This is a genomic window from Paraplanobispora siamensis, from assembly GCF_016863175.1.
In the GTDB taxonomy this organism is placed as follows: Bacteria; Actinomycetota; Actinomycetes; order Streptosporangiales; family Streptosporangiaceae; genus Planobispora; species Planobispora siamensis.
Genome location: NZ_BOOJ01000038.1, coordinates 23,250 through 40,479, shown reverse-complemented (window position 1 = coordinate 40,479; position 17,230 = coordinate 23,250). Strand labels below are relative to the sequence as shown.

Genomic DNA, 17,230 nt, shown 5'->3' with positions numbered 1-17,230 from the left:
CCGGTCCGTCAGCCCGCCGCCGGGGGAGGGGCGGTGCTGCCGCGCGGCACGAGCCGGGCGGCCTGGTCCTCGAAGCCGGGGATCCGTTCCTCCTCGCCGGTGATGAGCGAGAGCAGCGTCCGCGCGGCGTGGGCCCCGTAGGCGGGGATGTCGCGGGTCAGCGCGGTCAGCGCGGGCCGCACGACCTGGGAGAGCGGGGAGTCGTCCCAGGCCACGACGGACAGGTCGGCCGGCACCTCCAGGCGCATCTCCTGGGCCACCGACAGGCCGGCCACGGCCATGATGTCGTTGTCGTAGACGATCGCGGTCGGCCGTTCGAGGGAGCTGAGCAGCCGCCGGGTGGCCCGCGCGCCCTCCTCGCCGGTGTAGTCGGTGTGCATGATGGTGTGCGCGGCCAGCCCCAGCTCCCCGCACACGGCGGTGAACGCCTGGTCGCGCAGGACGGTGTGGACCAGCTCGGGCAGCCCGGCGACCCTGGCGATCCTGCGGTGCCCGAGCGCCGCCAGATACTGGACGGTCTCGCGCACGGCCAGGGTGTCGTCGGACCAGACCGGCACCAGCGAGCCCGCCTCCGAGGGGTGGCCCACCACGACGGCCGGCAGGCCCAGCTCCTCCAGCTCGGTGATGCGCGGGTCGGAGAAGCGCAGGTCCACCAGGATCGCGCCGTCGACCCGCCCCTCGCCCCACCAGCGGCGGTAGACCTCCATCTCCTGGCCGGGGTCGGCCACCACCTGCAGCATCAGCGCGTAGGAGTGCGCCGACAGCTCGGTCTCTATCCCGCTGATCAGCTCCATGAAGAACGGCTCGACGCCCAGGATCCGCGCCGGGCGGCACACGGTCAGGCCGACGGTGTGCGCCTGGGCGCCGTTGAGTGCCCGCGCCGCGCTGTTGGGCCGCCAGCCGATCTCCTCGGCGATGGCCTTGATCGCGGCCCTTTTGGCCTCCGACACCCCGGGGCGGTCGTTCAGCGCGTATGAGACCGCGACCTTGGAGACGCCCGCACGCCGGGCGATGTCGGCGATCGTCGGTCGCTTCACCGAACCCCCTGATTGAACCGGTTAGCCTTCATATCGAACCGACCTTACTACCTGGTCGCCGTCCGGTCGCCATGGCGGTTTTGAGAAGTGCTCCCGCCTGGGCCCGGCGGGTTTTCACCGACAGTGACCGAGACGCGGTCAGGCGGGAAAGACAGGCCTTCCGCAGGGCTGTTCAGGGGCCGGGCGGTACGTCTCAAACGGGTCACGGCTATTGACGCCGTGGTTACCCGGAATTTACGTTCACGGTGCTTATCCGGTTCAGCGCAGGCGCAGGCGACCGGGGTGGATGCCGGACCGTCCGCTCCGGAGGTGGTCGGCGGCGGCGCGGATCGGATGAGGGCAGGGGCGGCCCCGTCCGACACGTATGGGAGCGCTCCCAGCCAGGCGGGGCCGTAACCCTCCGCCATCGGGGTCTGTGAAGACGTTCGGACCTCCGCACAGCGCGGAGGAAGGAGAGACGCGATGCGAAACCGGGTGCGGATCATGATCCCGCTCCTGGCTGCGGGCCTGCTCGCCGCAGCCTGTACCTCCGGCGGGCAGACGCCCGCCGGCCAGGCCTCGCCGGCGGGCAGCGCACCCGCCGCCAACCCGGCCAACCCCAACTCGCTGCCCCGTAACGAGACGCTCTACACCAGCGGCACGCAGTGGGGCCCGCCGGCCAACTTCAACCCGCTCCGCGAGTGGGACTACGCGACCGGGACGGAGGGGCTGGTCTACGAGTCGCTGTTCCACTTCGATCCGAACACCTCCAAGCTCGTCCCCTGGCTGGCCGAGAGCGGGAGCTGGACCGACGACAAGACCTACGAGATCAAGCTCCGACAGGGCGTCACCTGGTCGGACGGCAAGCCGTTCACGGCCAAGGACGTCGTCTTCACCCTCGAACTCGGCAAGATGGAGACGGTGCCGTACCACAACATCTGGGAGTGGATCGAGAAGGCCGAGGCGGTCGACGACCAGACGGTGAAGGTCACCTTCTCCAAGAGCAACTACCAGGAGTGGGACTTCCAGCTGTACGGCCGGGCCATCGTGCCCCAGCACGTGTGGGAGGGCCGCTCCGAGCAGGAGGTGCTGGACGGCAAGAACGAGAACCCGATCGGCACCGGCGCCTACAAGTACATGAGCCACGACCAGGACCGCACCGTCTGGCAGCGCCGCGACGACTGGTGGGGCAAGACCGCGCTCAAGATGGAGCCCAAGCCCCGCTACATCGTCGACATCGTCAACTCCAGCAACGAGGTCGCGATGGGCCTGCTGCTGCAGAAGGGCATGGACCTCAGCAACAACTTCCTGCCCGGTGCGGCGAACCTGGTCAAGGGCAACTTCGGCATCTCGACCTACTATCCCGAGGCGCCGTACATGCTCTCGGCCAACACCGCCTTCCTGGTGCTGAACACCACGAAGAAGCCGATGGACGACCCGGCCTTCCGCAAGGCGCTGGCCAGCTCGATCGACACCAAGAAGATCGTCGAGGGCGTCTACGGCAACCTCGTCAAGCCCGCCAGCCCGACCGGCCTGCTGCCCCAGTGGGAGCAGTTCGTCGACCAGTCCGTCGTGAGCGAGAAGGGCTTCTCCTTCGACATCGCCAAGGCCAAGAAGATGCTGGCCGACGCGGGCTACCGCGACCGCGACGGCGACGGGCTCGTGGAGAACAAGGACGGCTCGAAGATCAGCCTGAACCTCATCGTGCCCTCCGGCTGGACCGACTGGATGGAGTCGATCCGCGTCATCGCCGCCAGCGCGAAGGAGGCCGGGATCAACGTCACCACCGACTTCCCCGACTTCAACGCCCTGGTCGACAAGCGCAGCAAGGGCGACTTCGACATGCTGATCAACAACGAGCGCCAGCTGTCGAACACCCCGTGGACCTACTACGACTACATGTTCCAGCTGCCGATCCAGAAGACGCAGAACACCGTCAACTTCGGCCGCTACGAGAACAAGAAGGTCTGGGAGCTGGTCCAGCAGCTCGACCAGGTCAAGACCGACGACGTCGAGGGCATGAAGAAGGTCATGTCCGAGATCCAGGAGATCCACCTGGACGAGCTGCCGATCATCCCGCTCTGGTACAACGGCCTGTGGTCGCAGGTCAGCAGCGCGGCCTGGAAGAACTGGCCGTCCTCGGCCGAGGGCACCCCCAAGACCGCGCCCACCATGTGGCGCAACTGGCTGGAGCTCGGCGGCTTCGAGACGCTGACGCAGCTGCAGCCGGCCGCTTCCTGACCGGCTGACACCGCGCCCCCCTCCTCCCTCCCCCCACCGGGGAGGAGGGGGGCCTTCCTGGAGAGACTTCTCGTGCGTCGTTACTTCGGCCGGAAACTTCTGGTCTACGGGCTGACGTTCTTCGTCGCCGTCACGATCAACTGGATGATCCCGCGGTTCATGCCGGGCGATCCCGTCTCGAGCATGGTGGCGAGGACGGGGGCGAGCAACCCCGCCGCCGCGGAGACCATGCGGGTCTACTACACCAACCTCTTCGGCTTCGACCAGCCGCTGTGGAAGCAGTACGTCAACTTCTGGGGAGCCCTGTTCCAGGGCGACTTCGGCATCAGCATCTGGGTCTTCCCCACCCCGGTCACCGAGGTCATCCTGGGCGCCGTGCCGTACACGCTGGGGCTGATGATCCCGTCGGTGCTGCTCAGCTGGGTCGTGGGCAACTGGTTCGGGGCCTACGCCGCCCGGCGCAAGGTGCTGGACAACACCCTCCTGCCGGTCGGCTACGTCCTGACGGCGATGCCGTACATGTGGCTGGCGGTGCTCCTGGCCTGGGGGCTGGGCGTGGTGGCCGGGTGGTTCCCGGTCGCCGGCGGCTACAGCTTCTCCATGCAGCCCAGCTGGTCCTGGGAGTTCATCCTCGACCTGCTGCACCACTGGGTGCTGCCGTTCGCCTCGCTGTTCCTGGTGGCGCTGGGCGGCTGGGCGATCGGCATGCGCAACATGATCATCTATGAGCTGGAGTCGGACTACTCGAACTACCTGGCCGCGCTCGGGGCGCCGCAGCGGCTGATCCGCCGCTACGCCTTCAGGAACGCGGTCCTGCCGCAGATCACCGGCCTGGCGCTGCAACTGGGCGTGCTGGTGGCCGGGGCGCTGGTGACCGAGATCGTCTTCTCCTATCCGGGTCTCGGCAGCCTCATCCTCAAGGCGATCCAGAACCAGGACTTCTTCCTGCTGCAGGGCACCTTCCTGTTCATCGTGCTCGGCGTCCTGATCGCCAACTTCATCATCGACATCGTCTACGTCGTGGTCGATCCGCGCACGCGGGCGGGAATGGCGGGTGCTGCGGCATGACGGCACTTCAGGAGGTTCCCGCGCAGGACGCGGCGGCCCCCGCGGGCGTGCGGCGCGAGGCCCTGTACTTCGCGCTGCGCAACGGCAAGCTGCTGACCGGCTTCGGCATCGTCCTGACGCTGTTCCTGCTGGGCCTGCTCGGCCCCCTGTTCCTCAGCGGGACGGGCAGCGAGTACGGCACCCAGCCCATGCAGCCGCCCTCGGCCGAGCACTGGTTCGGCACCACCACCTTCGGCCAGGACGTCTTCACCCAGTTCGTGTACGGCCTGCGCACCACCTTCGTGGTCGGCGCCATGGGCGGCGGCATCGCGGCGGTCATCGCGATGCTGGTCGGCTTCGTGGCCGGCTACCGGGGCGGGCTGGTGGACGAGGCCCTCAACATGTTCACCAACATCGTCCTGGTCATCCCGACGCTGGCCGTCCTGCTGATCATCAACGCCTACCTGGGCGTGCGCAGCGTGGGCGCGCAGGCGCTGTTCATCGGCCTGACCTCCTGGCCGTGGGCGGCGCGGGCGATCAGGGCGCAGACCTTCTCGCTGCGCACCAGGGACTTCGTGGACCTGGCCAGGCTCAGCGGCGCGAACACCTGGAAGGTCATCACCAGGGAGATCGCGCCGAACATGAGCTCCTACCTGTTCATGACCTTCATCCTGCTGTTCGGCGGCTCGGTCCTCATCGCCTCCTCGCTGGACTTCATCGGCCTGGGGCCCACCGAGGGCATCTCGCTCGGGCTGATGCTGCAGAACGCCAACCAGTGGAGCGCGATGCAGCTGGGCATGTGGTGGTGGTTCATCCCTCCGGGCGCCGGGATCACCGCGATCGTCGGTTCCCTGTACGTGGCCAACGTCGGGCTCGACGAGGTCTTCAACCCGAAGCTGAGGGAGACATGAGTCTGCAGGTCAACGATCTGAGGGTCTACTACAGGACCCTCAAGGGGGATGTGAAGGCGCTCGACGGGGTCTCCTTCTCCATGGAGGACGGGGAGATCCTCGGCCTGGCCGGGGAGTCGGGCTGCGGCAAGACCACCCTGGGCAAGAGCCTGATCCGGATGGACGGCCGCATGCGCCACATGGGCGGCACGGTCGAGCTCGACGGCCGGGAGCTGCCCATCGGCGACGACCGGCGGATGAACGACTTCCGCTTCCGCGAGGTCTCCCTCATCCCGCAGTACTCCATGAGCGCCATGAACCCGACCCGCAAGATCGGCAGGATGGTGCGCGAGCTGCTCAGGTCCCGGGGCGCCACCCTGGACCTCGACGAGCTGGAGTCGCGCCTGAGCCTGGTCGAGCTGCCCCACGCGGTGCTGGACCGCTATCCGATCGAGCTGTCCGGCGGCATGAAGCAGCGGATGGTCATGGTCATCTCCACGCTGCTCGACCCGTCGCTGCTCATCGCCGACGAGGTCACCTCCGCCCTGGACGTGTCCACGCAGAAGGCGGTGGCCCGGGCACTGATCGGCTTCCGCGATGCCGGGTTCGTCAAGAGCATGATCTTCGTCACCCACGACCTCGCGCTCACCTCCCACATCGCCGACACGATCATGGTCATGTACGCCGGGAAGCTCGCGGAGAAGGCGCCCGCCACCGCGATCGTCAAGAAGCCGCGTCATCCGTACACCAAGCTCCTGCTCGACTCGCTGCCCGAGGTCGGCGTGCGGTACACGGAGAAGCGGCTGGCCGGCATCGCCGGCAGCCCGCCCTCGCTGCTCGACCCGCCCGCGGGCTGCCGCTTCCGGTCCCGCTGCCCGATCGCCGGCGAGGAGTGCGTGCAGGAGCCGCCCATGGCCGAGATCGAGCCCAACCACTTCGTCGCGTGCTGGAAGGCCTGATGCTGAAACTCGACAACGTCACGAAGGTCTACAAGGTCGGCGCCTTCGGGGGGAAGGTCTTCGCCGCCGTGGACGGCGTGAGCTTCGACGTCCAGGCGGGGGAGGTCGTCTCCCTCATCGGCGAGAGCGGCAGCGGCAAGAGCACGATCGGCAAGATGATCCTCGGCCTGGCCTCGATCACCGGCGGCTCGATCACCGTCGACGGCGTCCCGGTCAAGCCGGGCAAGGACTACTACCGGCACGTGCAGGGCGTCTTCCAGGATCCCTTCAGCTGCTACAACCCGGTGTTCAAGGCCGACCGGGTGTTCCAGATGATCAAGGACGCCTACTACCCGAAGCTCGGCGACAAGGAGTGGGACGAGCGGGTCCGCTCCACGATCAGGGACGTGCGGCTCGACCCCGACCAGGTGCTCGGCCGGTACCCGCACCAGCTCAGCGGCGGCCAGCTCCAGCGTCTGCTCATCGCCCGGGCGCTGCTGCTGGACCTCAAGCTGCTGGTCGCCGACGAGATCACCAGCATGCTCGACGCCTCGACCCGCATCGACGTGCTCAACCTGCTGGCCGAGCTGAAGGAGCGCGGCCTCGGAGTGCTGTACGTCACGCACGACCTGTCGCTGGGCAACTACCTGGCCGAGCGCACGGTCGTGCTGCGGCGCGGCACCGTGGTCGAGATGGGGGCGACCGGCAAGGTCTTCGGCGACCCCCTGCACCCCTACACCCGGCAGCTGCTGGCGGCGGTGCCCCGGCTGCACGCCCCGTGGGAGGACGCCGCCCCCACGCAGACCTGCCACTACCACGAGAACGCGGCCTCCGGCGCGATGTTCGAGGCGGAGCCCGGACACCTCGTGGCCTGCGCCCAGCTCGACGCCTGCCCGAAGTGACCGGCGCGAGCGACCGTCAGAAGGAGCTTCACTTGAGTTCGTACCGTCCGCTGCACGACGGCTGGATCCTCATGGCCGCCTCGCCGGACGCCGGAGTGGCGGGCGTGGCCGCGACCGTTCCCGGCTGCGTGCACACCGACCTGCTCGCCGCCGGGATGATCGAGGATCCCTATCTGGACGACAACGAGACCCGGTTGTCCTGGATCGGCCGCACCGACTGGATCTACGAGACCGCCTTCGAGTGGGTCCCCGACGAGCACGAGCGGACCGACCTGGTCTGCGACGGGCTGGACACGGTCGCGACGGTCACGCTCAACGGCGTGCGGATCGCGGACACGGCCAACCAGCACCGCTCCTACCGCTTCCCGGTGCGGCACCTGCTGCGCGAGGGGACCAACACGCTGACCGTGCGCTTCGCCTCGGCCTACGCCTACGCCGAGGCGCGGCGGGCCGCGCTGGGCGAGCGGCCCAGCCCCTACACCGAGCCGTACCCGTTCATCCGCAAGATGGCCTGCAACTTCGGCTGGGACTGGGGCCCGACCGTGGTCACCGCCGGCATCTGGCGGCCGATCGGCCTGGAGAGCTGGAGCGGCGCCCGCCTGGCCTCGGTGCGCCCGCTGGTGACCGTGCGGGACGGGGACGGCCGCGTCGAGGTGCGCGTCAGGGTCGAGCGCGCCACCGAGGACCCGCAGACGGTCACCGCCGAGATCGCGGGCGTCTCGGCCGAGGCGCGCCTGGCGCCGGGCGAGCGCGAGGCGGTGCTGGAGCTGACCGTGCCGGAGCCCGAGCTCTGGTGGCCGCGCGGGTACGGCGCGCAGCCCCTGTACGACCTGACCGTGCGGCTCGGCGAGGAGACCGTGACCCGCAGGGTCGGGTTCCGCTCCGTACGGCTCGACACGGCCGACGGGGCCTTCACCCTGCACGTCAACGACGTCCCGGCGTTCGTGCGCGGCGTCAACTGGATCCCGGACGACTGCTTCCCCAGCCGGATCACCCGCGAGCGCCTGGCCGCGCGCTTCGGGCAGGCCGCCGACGCGGGCGTCAACCTGCTGCGGGTGTGGGGCGGCGGCCTGTACGAGAGCGAGGACTTCTACGACCTGGCCGACGAGATGGGCCTGCTGGTCTGGCAGGACTTCCCCTTCGCCTGCGCCGCCTACCCCGAGGAGGAGCCGCTGCGCTCGGAGGTCGAGGCCGAGGCGCGCGAGAACGTGGCCAGGCTCGCGCACCGCCCCAGCCTGGTGCTGTGGTGCGGCAACAACGAGAACATCGAGGGACGCGCCGACTGGGGCTGGCAGGAGGAGCTGGCCGGGCGGAGCTGGGGCGCTGGCTACTACTACGACCTGCTGCCCTCGATCGTCGCCGAGCTCGACCCCACCCGCCCCTACTGGCCGGGCAGCCCGTACTCCGGCGCGCCCGACCTGCCGCCCAACGACCCGGCCCGCGGCACCATCCACATCTGGGACGTGTGGAACCGCGAGGACTACTCCCGCTACGGCGCCTACACGCCGCGCTTCGTGGCCGAGTTCGGCTTCCAGGGGCCGGCCGCCTACGCCACCATGCGCCGCGCGATCAGCGGCGAGCTGGCCGCCGACGCGCCGCTGGTGCTGCACCACCAGAAGGCGATCGACGGCAACGGCAAGCTCCTGCGCGGCCTCGGAGAGCACCTGCCGCAGCCGGAGACCTTCGACGACTGGCACTATCTGACCCAGCTCAACCAGGCCCGCGCGATCGAGTTCGGCATCGGGCGCTTCCGGTCGCTGGCGCCGCACTGCATGGGCACGATCGTCTGGCAGCTCAACGACTGCTGGCCGGTGACCTCCTGGTCGGCCGTGGACGGCGACGGCCGGCGCAAGCCCCTGTGGTACGCCCTGCGCCGCGTCTACGCCGACCGCCTGCTCATCGTCGGCGACGGCGCGGTCGCGGTGGTCAACGACGGCGACGAGCCGTGGTGGGGCGAGCTGGAGCTGGTACGGCACAACCTGGCCGGGGAGGCGCTGGCCAAGGAGGTCGTCGCCGTGGAGGCGGCACCGCGCTCGGTGGCCGCGGTGGCGCTTCCCGCGGCGGTCGGCACGCCCGACGACCCCGGAGGCGAGCTGCTGGTCGCCCGCCTGGGCGAGAGCCGTACGGTCGCCTTCTTCGCCGAGGACCCGCGGGTGGCCCTCCCGGAGGCCGCCTACGACGCGCAGGCCGAGCCGGTCGAGGGCGGCTACCGGGTGACCGTCACCGCGCGCACCCTGCTGCGCGAGCTGGCGCTGTTCCCCGACCGGCTCGACCCGGCCGCCTCGGTGGACGACATGCTGGTGACCCTGCTGCCCGGAGAGAGCGCCGTCTTCCACGTCGCCACCGGCCGGCGGCTGGACCCGGCCGAGCTGACCGCCTTCCCGGTCCTGCGCTGCGTGAACGAGGCCCGGCGGTGAGCTCCCCGAACGGAGCCGGGGGAACCCGGACCGTCCTCGCGGTGGACATCGGCGGCACCAAGTTCGCCGCGGCCGCGGTCACCGCCGACGGCGGCATGCCGGTCCGCGCCGAGGTGCCGCTGAGCGCCTTCGCCTCGCCGGACGCGGCGCTGGCCGAGGTCGTCGGGCGCGTCACGGCCCAGGTGGGCGAGGACGGGATCGAGGGCGCGGGCATCGGGTCCGCGGGCCCCGTCGACTCCGTCAAGGGCAGCGTCAGCCCGGTCAACATCCCCGGCTGGCGCGACTTCCCGCTGGTCGACGCGGTGAGCCGGATGCTGCCCGGCCGGCCCGTGCGGCTGGCCGGCGACGGCCAGTGCATGGCGCTGGGGGAGTGGTGGCGAGGCCTGGCCGAGCACACCCCCTCCCGCGCGATGCTCGGGATGGTCGTCTCCACCGGGGTCGGCGGCGGCCTGGTCCTGGACGGCACGCCCTACCTCGGCCCGACCGGCAACGCCGGGCACATCGGCCACATCGCCGTCGACCCGGGCGGCGAGCCCTGCCCGTGCGGGGCGGCCGGCTGCGTCGAGGTCGTGGCCAGCGGCCCGAACATGGTCCGTTGGGCCCGCGCCAACGGCTGGGAAGGCGACGACGCCAAGGCGCTGGCCGCCGACGCCCGCCTCGGCCACCCCGTGGCGCTGTGCGCCTTCCAGCGCGCGGCCGACGCGCTGGCGACCGCGATTCTGACCGCGGCGGCCCTGTTCGACCTGGACCACGTGGTGATCGGCGGCGGGGTGGCCGCCGCCGGGGCGGTGCTGTTCGACCCGCTCCGGCGGGCCGTCACCGGTTCGGCCGGGTTAGGCTTCCTGCGTCGCGTGCGTGTGGATCCCACCTCGCTCGGACGCGACGCCGGGCTGCTCGGCGCCGCCGCGCTCGTCCTCCCCCAGGACAGCCCGTGCTGAGGCGTTCTCCGCGCCCCGGCTCCCCTACCCCCACGGAGAGCACATGTATCTGCTGAACAACACGGTCAAGGACTACGCCTGGGGATCGCAGACCGATATCGCGGCGTTCACCGGCAGGCCTGTGCCCGCCCCCCGGCCCGAGGCCGAGATGTGGTTCGGCGCCCACCCGGCCGGGCCGTCGCTGCTGGCCGGTGACGGCCGTTCGCTGGGCGAGGCCATCGGCGCCGACCCGGCCGGGCAGCTGGGGCAGGCGGTCGTCGACCGCTTCGGCGCGCGCCTGCCGTACCTGATGAAGCTCATCGCGGTCGCCCGGCCGCTCTCCCTGCAGGTGCACCCGACCGCCGAGCAGGCGGCCGACGGGCACGCGCGGGGCGTCTACGCCGACCCGTGGCCCAAGCCCGAGCTGGTGTGCGCGCTGACCCCGTTCACCGCGCTGGCCGGCTTCCGCGCTCCCGAGCAGGCGGCGATGCTCATCAAGCGGCTCGGCGTGCCGGGGCTGCAGCCGGCGGTGTCCCTGCTGGAGGCCGGTGACATCCGCGAGGCCCTGCGGGCGCTGCTGCGCGACCGCCAGGTGGTAGAGCAGGTGGTGTGGGCGGCCTCCGCGGTGCACCACCCCGACTACCAGCTGGTGGTACGGCTGGCGCGCTGCTACCCCGGCGACCCCGCCTGCCTGGCGCCGCTGCTGCTGCGGCGGCATGAGCTGCTGCCCGGCCAGGCGCTCTTCCTGGGCGCGGGGGTGCTGCACTGCTACATCCGCGGGTTCGGCGTGGAGATCATGGGCAGCTCCGACAACGTCGTGCGCGCCGGTCTCACCGGCAAGCCCGTCGACGTGGAGGAGCTGCTGCGCGTGACCGACCCGTCGGCCGCGCCGCTGGAGGTGGAGGCCACCCCCGAGGGCCTGTACGCCACGCCGTCGCCGGAGTTCCGCCTGCGCCGGCTGGCCGGGGGCGAGCACCGCCTGGAGGGCGGCGTGCCCAGGATCCTGCTGTGCGCCGAGGGCACGGCCGGGGTGGGCTCCCTCGAGCTGGGCCAGGGCGAGTCGGCCTTCGTGCCGGCCTCCCAGCCCGCCGTCGCCGTGCGCGTGGGCGGGTCGGTGTACTGCGCCGAGCCCGGGACCGCGTGACCGCCGGGACACCCGCGTGAAGTGATCCCCGGGCCGCCCGGCGCGGCCCGGGGACGACGGCTGCGCAGGCGCTCAGCCCTCCAGGACCGCCACGGTGTCCGGCGGCAGGGTCAGCTCGTCGCCGGAGAGCCGGACGTCCGGGCCGGAGGCGGCCAGGACCCGGCGGCCGCAGACGACCAGCGTCCGGGAGGCCGCGCCGAGGTTGGCCGCCACCAGGACCGGTCCCCGCTCGACGGTGAGCAGGCCGGCGCCGTCGTGCCCGGCCTCGACCCGCTCGATCCGGCCGTCGGTGAGGGCCGGGATCCGCCGCCGCAGCGCGATCAGCTCCCGGTACCACGCCAGCAGCCGCGCCTGGGACTCCTTGCCGAGCTCCGTCCAGTCCAGCCGGGACTGCTCGAAGGTGGCGGGGTCCTGGGGGTCGGGCACCTGCTCGGGCTCCCAGCCGAACACGGCGAACTCCCGGCGGCGGCCCTCGCTGACCGCCTGCCCCAGCTCCGGGTCCTCGTGGTCGGTGAAGTACAGGAAGGGGGTGGTGGCGCCCCACTCCTCCCCCTGGAAGAGCATGGGGACGAACGGCGAGGTGAACAGCAGGGCGGCGGCCACCCGCAGGCGGCCCTCGCTCATCAGCGCGGAGCTGCGCTCTCCCCGCGCCCTGTTGCCCACCTGGTCGTGGTTCTGCGTGCACACCACGAACCGGTGCCCCGGCAGCCCCGCCGGGGACCTGCCGTGCACCCGCCCGCGGTGCGGCGACCACGTGCCGTCGTAGACCCAGGCCTGCCGCAGCGCCTTGGCCAGCAGGTCCAGGGAGCCGAAGTCCTCGTAGTAGCCGTCGGTCTCCCCGGTCAGCGCGGCGTGCAGGGCGTGGTGCCACTCGTCGGCCCAGGCCGCGTGCACGCCGTACCCCCCGGCCTCGCGCGGGCGCACGAACCGGGGGTCGTTCAGGTCGCTCTCGGCGATGAGGAACAGCGGGCGGCGCACGTGGGCGGCCAGCTGCTCCACCTCCTCGGCCAGCCGGTCCAGGATGTGCACCGCCGAGTCGTCGGCGATGGCGTGCACCGCGTCCAGGCGGAGCCCGTCGCAGTGGTAGTCCCGCAGCCACATGAGGGCGTTGCCGACGACGAAGTCACGCACCTCGTCGCTGCCCGGGCCGTCGAAGTTGACCGCGTCGCCCCAGTTCGTGCTGTGCCGGTCGGTGAAGTAGGGACCGAACTCCGGCAGGTAGTTCCCCGAGGGCCCCAGGTGGTTGTAGACCACGTCCATCACCACGCCCAGGCCGTGCGCGTGACAGGCGTCCACCAGGCGCTTGAGACCCTCCGGCCCGCCGTAGGCGTGGTGCGGCGCGTACAGGCTGACGCCGTCGTAGCCCCAGCCCCGGCGGCCGGAGAACTCCGCCACCGGCATCAGCTCGATCGCGTCCACGCCCAGCTCGACCAGGTGCGGCAGGTACTCGATCGCCCCCTCGAAGGTCCCGGCGGGGGAGAAGGTGCCCACGTGCAGCTCGTACAGGACCGCGCCGGGCAGCGGCACGCCCCGCCAGCGGTCGTCGCTCCAGGCGAAGGAGCCGTGGTCGACCACGCGGGAGGACGCGTGCGGCCCCCGCGGCTGGTACGGCGAGCGCGGGTCGGGCCGGGGCGGTCCGCCGTCGAGCGAGTAGGCGTAGTCGGTGCCGGGACCGGCGTCCTCGACCGTCAGCTCCCACCATCCGCCCCCGGTCCGCCGCATGGGCAGCCTGCGCTCGCCCAGCACCAGGTCAACCCGTTCGCGGTCAGGGGCCCATACCCGGAATCCGTGCGCCACCTGTCGTCTCTCTCCCCCCGGCGCCCGGCATGCGGCCGCCCCTCCGGCATCGGTGATCGTGGTGGGCCCATCCCGAATCGGCGATGTGTGGCCACTGCACCACGTCCCTACCCATCCGAACCGTTCACACGCTCCGCGGAGGTATCCGGCCTGTAGAAGGGGAAAGGCGACAAGTCCTGAAATCCCGGGCTTTCTCGGCCGCCACGGAGTTCCGTCGACCACCATGGAAGGCATGGTGGACGTCGTCATCGGGCTCAACAGCAGGGAGGACTTCGACGCGCACTGCCTGCTGACCGTCCTGGCCGCCGACCGGGAGGCGGCCACGGCCGTGCGCGACGAGGTGTACCGGCTCAAGAGGGAGCACGACCCGTTCCGCGGCCAGGTGCTCAGCTTCGGCTTCACCGAGCACCGGGACAACGTGCTGGTGAGCTTCCTGCCCCGGCCGGAGCTGGCCCCGAACGAGGTGATCCTGCCCGAGGGCCGGCTGGAGACGGTCGAGGAGCACATCGTGGGCATCGCGGAGGTGGCCGAGCGGCTCACCGCCGCCGGGCAGCACCTGCGGCGGGGGCTGCTGCTGTACGGGCCGCCGGGCACCGGCAAGACCCACACCACCCGCTATCTCATCGGGCGGCTGCGCGAGTGCACCGTGATCGTGATGACCGGTCCGGCCATGCGGAAGATCGACTACGCGGTGTCGATGGCCCGCACGCTCCAGCCGTCCATGGTCGTCATCGAGGACGTCGACCTGATCGCCGAGGACCGCAGCCAGTACGAGGCCAGCCCGCTGCTGTTCTCGCTGCTGGACGCCATGGACGGGGTCTCGGGGGACGCCGACGTCACCTTCGTCCTGACCACCAACCGGGTGGAGGCCCTGGAGAAGGCGCTCGTCCAGCGTCCCGGGCGGGTCGACCTCGCGCTGGAGATCCCGCTGCCCGACGCCCGGGCCCGGGAGCGGCTGATCCGGCTCTACGCGCGCTCGTACCCGGTCCTGGCGGACGTCGGCAAGGTCGTCGCCGCCACCGAGGGGGTCACCGCCTCCTTCGTCAAGGAACTGCTGCGCCGGGTCGTCCTGACCGCCATCCGCGCCGGCCGGGACGAGCTCACCGACGACCACTTCGACACCGTGCTGCGCGCCATGGAGAGCGACGGGCAGGCGCTGACCCGGGCGCTGCTGGGCGCCCGCCGGGACGCCGCCGGGCCGAAGGACGGCGGGCTGCAGGACGGCGACACGGCCGGACCGCACAACCACCGCACTCCCGCCCGGCTGCAGCCGCCCTGTAACTGAGACCCATCCGCCTCCTGAGGTGCGTGAACCCTTTTTCTGGGCAAAGGGTGCGGAAAATCAACCGGCGCGCTTCAGGGGTGGTCACATATGGCGGGTCTCGCGGAACCGATCGCGGTCGGGGTCGAGGAGGAGTTCCACGTCGTCGACGTCGAGACCCGGCACCTGGTGCCGCGGGCGGGGGCCCTGCTGGAGCGGCTGCCGGAGGAACGCTTCACCCACGAGCTGCACCGCTCGGTGGTGGAGGGCAACAGCAGGCCCTTCGTCCGGCTGGAGGACCTCGGGCACGACCTGACCGCGCTGCGCCGTACGGTGATCAAGGCGGCGGACGGGCTGGGCCTGGGGATCGCGGCGGCCGGCAGCGTGCCGCTGGTCGACGTGGAGGCACTGAAGATCTCCCCGGACCCGCGTTACGAGCAGATGCTCGCCGACTACCAGCTGCTCACCCGCGAGCAGGTGATCTGCGGCACCCAGGTGCACGCCGAGGTCGAGGACCGCGACCTGGCCGTCGTCATCGCCCACCGCCTGGCGCCGTGGGTGCCGTCGCTGCTCGCCCTGAGCGTCAGCTCGCCGTACTGGCTGGGGGCCGACACCGGGTACGCCGCCTACCGGCCGCTGGTGTGGCAGCGCTGGCCCACGGCCGGGCCGGTGGCGAGGTTCTCCTCGGCCGCCGAGTACGACCGGCTGATCGAGGACCTGGTGCGGTCCGAGGTGATCACCGACCCGGGCATGATCTACTTCGACATCCGGCCCTCGGCCCACGTGCCCACCGTCGAGCTGCGGGTGTGCGACGCCTGCCCGCGGGTGGGCGACATCGTGCTGATCGCCGGGCTGTTCCGGGCGCTGGTGGCCAGGGAGCTGGAGGAGGTCCGCAACGGGGCCGACCGTCAGGTCCGGCTGGAGATGGTGCGGGCGGCGAGCTGGCGGGCGGCCCGGTCGGGACTGGAGGGCCGGCTCGTGGACCCGGTCGAGGGGACGCCCGCCCCGGCCGCCGAGGTGATCGGGCGGATGGTGGACGGCCTGCGGCCGCAGCTGGAGGAGTTCGGCGACTGGGACCTGGTCTCCGAGCTGGCCCGGGAGGCGCTGGCGCGGGGCAGCTCCTCGGCCCGCCAGCGCCGGGCGTTCGCCCGGGAGGGCAGGCTCGCCGACGTGGTCGACCTCGTCCTGGCCGAGACGCGCTCCCAGGAGTGGGAGGCCTCCTTCGGCGGACCGGCGCCGCGGATCCGCACGCGCCTGCTCGACGGCTACGACGCCCCCGGCGACGAGGTGCTGATCGAGGGCACCGTGCGGGAGCCGTACCAGCCGATCCTGCGGGTCCTGGACCGGCTGGGCGCCGACGGCCTGCGCGAGCGGGAGCGCCGGGGCGAGCAGTACCAGCGCGGCAACGGCATGACCTTCAGGGCGCAGGACGGCGACGGGCACCGTGCCCTCCCGTTCGACCTGGTCCCGCGGCTCGTCCCGGCCGACGAGTGGGCGCAGATCGGCCGGGCCCTGCCGCAGCGGGTGCGCGCGCTGGAGGCCTTCCTGCGCGACGTGTACGGCGAGCGCCGCATCCTGCGCGACGGCGTGATCCCCGCCTGGGTGGTGGAGGAGTCCCCCGGATACCGCGAGGCCGGGCGGCTGATGCCGCCGGGCGCCGTGCGCTGCGCGGTCGCCGGACTGGACCTGGTGCGCGACGGCGTCGGCCGCTGGACGGTGCTGGAGGACAACCTGCGGGTGCCCTCGGGCCTCGGGTACGCCGCGGCCGGCAGGCGCCTGATGGCCGAGGTCATGCCCGAGCTCGTCCCCGCCGAGGGCGTCGCCGACCCGCGGGAGGGCCTGCGGATGCTGCGGGAGACGCTGCTGGCGGGCGGGCGCCGCAACATCGCCGTGGTCTCCGGCGGGCCGGACGTGCCCGCCTACTCCGAGCACCGGATGCTCGCCGAGGAGCTGGGAGCGGTCCTGGCCGGTCCCGCCGACCTGAGCGTCAGGGACGGGCGGGTGGAGGCGGCCGGGCGCCCGATCGACGTGATCTACCGCCGGATCGACGAGGACGCGCTGTTCGCCGGGGCCCTGGGCGAGGAGCTCCTGCGGGCCGCCGGGAGCTCCGCGCTCACCCTGGCCAACGCGCCGGGCAACGGCGTCGCCGAGGACAAGCGCCTGTACCGGTACGTGCCCCGCCTCATCGAGTACTACCTGGGCGAGGAGCCGCTCATCGGCAACATCACCACCTATCTGTGCCGCGAGGCCGGCGACCTGGAGCAGGTGCTGGACCGGCTGGAGGAGCTGGTGGTCAAGCCGGTCGACGGGCGCGGCGGGCAGGACGTGGTCGTCGGGCCCGAGGCGTCGGCCGCGGAGCTCGCCGGGCTCCGCGACAGGATCGCCGCCTCGCCCGGCCGGTGGGTCGCCCAGGAGACGATCCCGCTGGCGACCCACCCGTCCTTCGACGGCGAGCGGCTGAGCCCGCGCGTCGTCGACCTGCGGGCCTTCGTCCTGTCGGGTGAGACGGTCGCGGTCCCCCCGGCGGCGCTGACCCGCGTCGCCCCGGCCGGGAGCCTGATCGCCGACTCCTCCCCGGAGGGCGGCTCGAAGGACACCTGGCTCCCGGAGGCCGGCCGGGCCGCCGGGTGATCGGCCGGGGCCCGGTACTGTGCCGCTGA

At 71.8% G+C, this 17,230-nt stretch carries 12 protein-coding genes; 10 read left to right on the top strand and 2 right to left on the bottom strand.

Going from position 1 to position 17,230, the window contains the following annotated elements; genetic code table 11:
• Window positions 1-8: 8 nt before the first annotated feature.
• A complete protein-coding gene (locus Psi01_RS24005; protein ID WP_204066338.1) occupies window positions 9-1,037 on the bottom strand; it encodes a LacI family DNA-binding transcriptional regulator in 1,029 nt (342 codons plus the stop codon).
• A 462-nt stretch (window positions 1,038-1,499) separates the two neighbouring features.
• Between Psi01_RS24005 and Psi01_RS24000 the strand changes: the two genes are divergently transcribed.
• From Psi01_RS24000 to manA, 8 genes are all read left to right on the top strand, one after another.
• The gene (locus Psi01_RS24000; RefSeq protein ID WP_204066337.1) at window positions 1,500-3,257 is read left to right on the top strand and encodes an ABC transporter substrate-binding protein; all 1,758 of its coding nucleotides are present in this window, start codon (window positions 1,500-1,502) and stop codon (window positions 3,255-3,257) included.
• Between the two features lie 72 nt (window positions 3,258-3,329).
• Window positions 3,330-4,325 carry an ABC transporter permease gene (locus Psi01_RS23995; protein ID WP_204066336.1) on the top strand — a complete coding sequence of 332 codons (996 nt, stop codon included), beginning with the start codon at window positions 3,330-3,332 and terminating at the stop codon, window positions 4,323-4,325.
• Window positions 4,322-5,215, top strand: coding sequence for an ABC transporter permease (locus Psi01_RS23990; RefSeq protein ID WP_204066335.1), 894 nt, complete (start codon window positions 4,322-4,324; stop codon window positions 5,213-5,215). The genes Psi01_RS23995 and Psi01_RS23990 overlap by 4 nt, the downstream gene beginning before the upstream one ends.
• A complete protein-coding gene (locus tag Psi01_RS23985; RefSeq protein ID WP_204066334.1) occupies window positions 5,212-6,153 on the top strand; it encodes an ABC transporter ATP-binding protein in 942 nt (313 codons plus the stop codon). The genes Psi01_RS23990 and Psi01_RS23985 overlap by 4 nt, the downstream gene beginning before the upstream one ends.
• Window positions 6,153-7,034, top strand: a complete 882-nt coding sequence (locus Psi01_RS23980) for an ATP-binding cassette domain-containing protein (RefSeq protein ID WP_204066333.1) — start codon at window positions 6,153-6,155, stop codon at window positions 7,032-7,034. The genes Psi01_RS23985 and Psi01_RS23980 overlap by 1 nt, the downstream gene beginning before the upstream one ends.
• A gap of 32 nt (window positions 7,035-7,066) precedes the next feature.
• Window positions 7,067-9,451: a glycoside hydrolase family 2 protein gene (locus Psi01_RS23975; RefSeq protein ID WP_204066332.1), complete on the top strand. Its 2,385-nt coding sequence runs from the start codon at window positions 7,067-7,069 to the stop codon at window positions 9,449-9,451.
• Window positions 9,448-10,389, top strand: a complete 942-nt coding sequence (locus Psi01_RS23970) for an ROK family protein (protein ID WP_204066331.1) — start codon at window positions 9,448-9,450, stop codon at window positions 10,387-10,389. Before Psi01_RS23975 ends, Psi01_RS23970 begins: the two co-directional genes overlap by 4 nt.
• Window positions 10,390-10,432: 43 nt before the next feature.
• Window positions 10,433-11,512, top strand: coding sequence for a mannose-6-phosphate isomerase, class I (gene manA / locus Psi01_RS23965; protein WP_204066330.1), 1,080 nt, complete (start codon window positions 10,433-10,435; stop codon window positions 11,510-11,512).
• 72 nt (window positions 11,513-11,584) lie between these two features.
• Here manA and treZ read toward each other — a convergent pair whose 3' ends face one another.
• Window positions 11,585-13,309 carry a malto-oligosyltrehalose trehalohydrolase gene (gene treZ, locus Psi01_RS23960; protein ID WP_204066329.1) on the bottom strand — a complete coding sequence of 575 codons (1,725 nt, stop codon included), beginning with the start codon at window positions 13,307-13,309 and terminating at the stop codon, window positions 11,585-11,587.
• Between the two features lie 232 nt (window positions 13,310-13,541).
• On the opposite strand from treZ, the gene Psi01_RS23955 reads away from it, so the two are divergent.
• Together Psi01_RS23955 and Psi01_RS23950 are read left to right on the top strand one after the other, a co-directional pair.
• The gene (locus Psi01_RS23955) at window positions 13,542-14,594 is read left to right on the top strand and encodes an AAA family ATPase (RefSeq protein WP_204066328.1); all 1,053 of its coding nucleotides are present in this window, start codon (window positions 13,542-13,544) and stop codon (window positions 14,592-14,594) included.
• Window positions 14,595-14,681: 87 nt separating this feature from the next.
• Window positions 14,682-17,201, top strand: a complete 2,520-nt coding sequence (locus tag Psi01_RS23950) for a carboxylate--amine ligase/circularly permuted type 2 ATP-grasp protein (protein ID WP_204066327.1) — start codon at window positions 14,682-14,684, stop codon at window positions 17,199-17,201.
• Window positions 17,202-17,230 lie beyond the last annotated feature (29 nt).